Source organism: Prevotella brunnea, assembly GCF_008016795.1.
In the GTDB taxonomy this organism is placed as follows: domain Bacteria; phylum Bacteroidota; class Bacteroidia; order Bacteroidales; family Bacteroidaceae; genus Prevotella; species Prevotella brunnea.
In genome coordinates this window covers 1-5286 of the sequence record NZ_SDIK01000067.1, presented here as the reverse complement: position 1 = coordinate 5286, position 5286 = coordinate 1, and the positions used below count along the sequence as shown (strand labels likewise).

The window sequence follows — 5286 nt, the reverse complement described above, 5'->3', positions numbered from 1 at the left end:
AAATAAGGTGAAGAATGAAGGGGGGGGAAAGAAAGAGGAAAAGGGAAGGGAAAAAAAGGAAGAAAAAGGGAGGAGGGGAAGAGGAAGAAAGGGAAAAAGCGCTTTCGGTCGTGTGACGAAGGCATACTATCCAACAACAGAGGCAGTGGGAAAAAAGAAAAAGGGAAAAAAGGAGGGGGAGAAAGGGGAGAAAAAAGGAAAAAAAGAAAAAGAAAATGACCGTGCCATGAAAGTAACGCTTCCTGATAATACCGAGACCAAGACCGAATACTCTACCGATGCGGGCAGCAACACTCTCAAGACACTCGTTACCGACGCTCTCGGCGGTAAGCAGGCTACCTACACCGACGGTAGCGGCAAGACCGTGAAGACCGAGCAACTCAGCGGACCTGACGGAACGATTACCACTTCTTTCGAGTATGATGGTATCGACCGATTGGTCAAGGTAACAGACACCGAGGGCAACGTAACGACATCCGTCTATGATATGGGCGACCGTCGCACAGAGGTAAATCACCCTGCCAGCGGTATCACCACCTTTACCTACGATGCTTTGGGTAATGTGCTCACCAAACAGACAGCCAATCTCAAAAAGGAGGGCAAGACCATCAATTACGAGTACGATTACGGTCGTCTGACAGCGATTAACTATCCCGACCATCCGGAAAACAACGTGAAGTACCATTACGGTGGTATCAACTCTTCTTACAACCGTATCGGCAGACTGATGCTTCGTGAGGACGGCAGTGGCGCGATCGAGTATTACTACGGCAAGATGGGTGAGGTGGCCAAGACCGTGCGCACGCTGATTGTGCCCAATCAGGCAGTGGCAACCTACGTCACACAGTGGAAATATGATAGCCATAATCGCCTATTGGAAATGATCTATCCCGATGAGGAGAAAGTAACCTACGGTTACAACCTCGGTGGGCAGGTAGACCATGTGCGTGGTTACAAGTCCTATGGCTACGACTATGTGAACAAGATAGGCTATGACAAGTTCGAGCAGCGCACCTACCTGAAGTATTGCAACGGAGCGGAAACCTTCTACAGCTATGCCCCTGCACGCAGACGATTGCAGAACCTCGTGGTGAATGCCAAGGCAGGTACTATTATGGACAATGCCTACAGCTACGACGCAGTAAGCAACGTGCTTGGTATTAAGAACAATGCTCCACTCCCACAGAGTGGCAAGGCGGGCGGTCAGATGAGCCATACCTATGGCTATGATGCCCTGTACCGTCTGGCAAGTGCCAATGGCAGCTATAAGGGTGCCGACGGCAAGACGGCTTCCTACACCCTTGCCATGAGCTATGACAACATGCACCGCATCACGAGCAAGAAGCAGCACCTCTCGCAGAGCGGCGTACAGTTCGATGGCACGCTCAACGCGGGCTATGACCTCACCTATACCTACGGGAACAGTGAGGGAAAGAAGTTCCAGCTTGACAACGTGCGTGATCTGAACTACCGCACGGAGGAGACTCCTACCGACAGTGCGACCATTAACAACGGTCACAAGTACGAGTACGATGCCAACGGCAACCTTGTCTATATCAATACCTCTCGTGTGAAGAGGGACGGCAAGGAAGACGACAAGGCCAGTGAGCAGAAGTACAAGTGGGATGAGGAGAACCGCTTATTAGCAGCCGACGAGAATGGTTTTGTGAGCAACTATTGGTATGATGCCGACGGCGAGCGAACGGTGAAGACCTCAGGCGAGAACGAAGCCATCTATGTGAACTCTGAGTTCTCTGGAGGCAATACTGGTACGGCAAGGTTCAGTCTCTATGTTAGCCCATACTTGGTTGCAGGGCAAGGCGGCAAGTACACCAAGCACATCTATATCGGTAGTCAGCGTATCGTCAGCAAGCTTGGCGACTTGGCATCTTATGGCGCAGACCCAAGACGAATACCGTATGCAGGCAATGAAGCTGATGGTCTTACCATTAACTACAAGGATAAGTACAACCAGCAGTTACAATCCATTAAAGACAATTACAAAACGTTTGACTTGCCTTATTCTGGTAAGGACAATGACGATTATGTAAACGGTCAGGGCTTCTGTTGCAATGATGCTACGCCGGAGGCGGAACAGGCTCGTGCAATGGCACGCACAAGGTCTGCAAATGGTAACTTCAAACCAAATGAAGATTACGAAAAGATGCAGTTCTACTACCATCCCGACCATTTGGGTAGCAGTAGCTACATCACCAACCTTGATGGCGAAGTTTCGCAGCACATCGAGTATGTGCCGTTCGGTGAGGTGTTCATTGAAGAACGCAACAACACATGGAATACCCCTTACCTCTTCAACGCAAAAGAATTTGATGAGGAAACAGGTATGTACTACTATGGTGCGAGATACTATGAGCCGAGGTTGAGTTTGTGGATGAGTGCGGATCCGCTTGCTGAGGAATATATTGACATAAGTGCATACACTTATTGTCATAATAATCCAATAAATCTATTTGATCCTGATGGTCAAGGAGATTATTATACAGATGCTGGTAAATGGCTTGGTAGTGATGGGAAACAGGATAATATGGCATATACAGCAACTGGTGTACGTAAAGAAAAAAACAAGAATGGCTCTCTAGTGAATGTATTCGAACACCCTGTTAAATTGTCTATTGGTCAGAAAGAGCTTAATACTTTGGCATCAACTGTATATGCAGAAAGTTCTATAGGGTATGGTATATTTAGCAAAGAAGAAATGTTTGCAATAGCTTCTGTTCATGTGAACAAGAATAAAGTAGCGTATGGTAAAGACTCTCCGAGTGCAAAAGCATTTAGAAGAACAACGTTAAGCAAACAAACAAATGCAATGCAAACAGCCAATGCCGCTGTTATAAATGCATTTACACCAGGTTCTATAGATTATAGCAATGGAGCAGATCAATGGGATGGTGCAGAACAAGCAATGATTCCTAAGGAGTTTCAGAATAAGCCATCAAATGGTACTTTTATGTATAAAATGAACGTCATGGGGTGGAGTATGCGTGATAAGGAGTATGCATCGTGGAAAAATGCTGTAAATAAAAAATTTGGTAATGGATCATTTAATGTTCCGCAGAAAAAAACTGCAGGATACAATTATGGAGGTATGAAGAATAAGGGAAGAATTAGGCTTACTTCCACTGCACAATATGGATTAACTATTTTTTGGAGGACTATAAAATGATTTTATTTTCAAATTTATGGCTTCGAAGAGCGTTTTTTTGCATTTTACTTTGTTCTTGTCTGCTAGATAATAAAGCTCAAAATGTCTGGAAACTTTATTACAATACAAAAGAAGTCCAGATTAGGAGTTATACATCTAAAGGACAGTTGAGACATCTTGTGCAAAGCGATGACGATGGGAATAAGGTCGATTCTGTAATTTATAAAAAGAATATTTATGTTTATTCTTTTGCAAAAACAAAAGTGTACAAGAACTCTAATTTTCGTGTCATAAATTTCTATTCTAAATTTAAACTGCATAAGGAGACTTTTTTGTCTCCTTATGTTAAACATGCATTCCTATTAGAGGAGTATATTTCTGATTTGCAAAACATTTATGAATCCATTCTTCCGAATGGTGATGAAGTTTCAAATCATATATCGATTTCTATAAACAAAAATAGCACCCATGTAACATTTCGTAATCTGAATTGTCGTTTCAATGTTTTATTTAGTCCTGTAATATTACAATCTTATTTGTCCTACAATACAATAAAAGACATAAAGCTATATATTAAATTCGGAAGGCTCTCAAAAATAAGTTATATTTTGGAAGGGAATATTCTCAATATCTTTTTTAATTATAAACATAATTCAATTAAGATAGTAATAGAATCATTATCATCCTATGATGATAGAAAAGATGAATATATTTATGAATGGAAAAGAGATACGTAGGGTCTTGCTAATTAAATATAACTCGTTAATCATTAATTATTTATACTTCTTAATGTTTGGTTAATTTGTAAAAAATGATTACCTTTGGATGTTAAAAACAACAAGAAGCAAGATGAAGTACTACTCTCAATATCGTAATCATGATTTGTTTGATCTTCAGGAGCTACTCTCACGATTTTGCAAGTCCAATCGCTGGGTTAAACTTGGCGACAACCTGTCCTGGGATAATATCGTGCGGGAATACAACAAGCGTTTGCAGTATCGCCACGCAGGAGCGGACAACAAGACGGCATCTTATAGCCTTGCAATGGGCTACGACAATATGCACCGCATAACAAGTAAGAAGCAACACCTCTCACAGACGGGCGTACAGTTTGGTGGCACGCTCCACGCAGGCTATGAACTCGCCTACACCTATGGTAGCGCAGAGGGTAAGAAGTTCCAACTCGACAATGTTCGTGATATCAACTACCGCACGGAAGAAACTCCTACGGACAGCACGAACATCAACAACGGACACAAATACACTTACGACCTCAACGGAAACCTTGTCTATATCAATACTTCACGTGTAAAGAAAGACGGCAAGGAAGATGAAAAGGCAACCGAGCAGAAGTACCGTTGGGACGAGGAGAACAGACTCTTGGCAGCTGATGAAAACGGCTTTGTGAGCAACTATTGGTATGATGCCGATGGCGAGCGCACGGTAAAGACATCAGGCGAGAATGAAGCTATTTATGTGAACTCCGAGTTCTCGGGAGGCTACACCGGTACGGCTCGCTTCTCGCTCTATGTCAGCCCATACCTCGTTGCAGGGCAAGGTGGCAAGTACACCAAGCACATCTATGTGGGCAGCCAGAGAATTGTCAGCAAGCTTGGCGACCTCGCAAGCTATGGCGCAGACCCAAGACGAATACCGTATGCAGGCAATGAGGCTGATGGTCTTACCATTAACTACAAGGATAAGTACAACCAGCAGTTACAATCCATTAAAGACAATTACAAAACGTTTGACTTGCCATATAATGGTAAGGACAACGATGACTACGTAAACGGTCAAGGCTTCTGCTGCAATGATGGTACGCCGGAGGCAGCACAGGCAAGGGCTATGGCACGCACAAGGGCTGCAAACGGCAACTTCAAGCCTAACGACGACTACGAGAAGATGCAGTTCTACTACCATCCTGATCATTTGGGTAGCAGTAGCTATATCACCAACCTTGATGGCGAAGTATCGCAGCACATCGAATACGTTCCATTTGGCGAAGTGTTCATAGAAGAACGCAACAATACGTGGAACACGCCTTACCTCTTCAATGCTAAAGAATTTGATGAAGAAACAGGTATGTATTACTATGGTGCGAGGTACTATGAGCCGAGGTTGAG

1 protein-coding gene and 1 pseudogene are annotated in these 5286 nt (G+C 43.8%); both read left to right on the top strand.

What is annotated here, in order from left to right:
* Positions 1-4 precede the first annotated feature (4 nt).
* Positions 5-3184, top strand: a pseudogene (locus ETF27_RS11200) (RHS repeat-associated core domain-containing protein); the annotation flags it as partial.
* A 948-nt stretch (positions 3185-4132) separates the two neighbouring features.
* Positions 4133-5286, top strand: a 1154-nt coding sequence (locus ETF27_RS08870; protein WP_317131324.1) for an RHS repeat domain-containing protein, incomplete at its 3' end; no start/stop codon positions are given.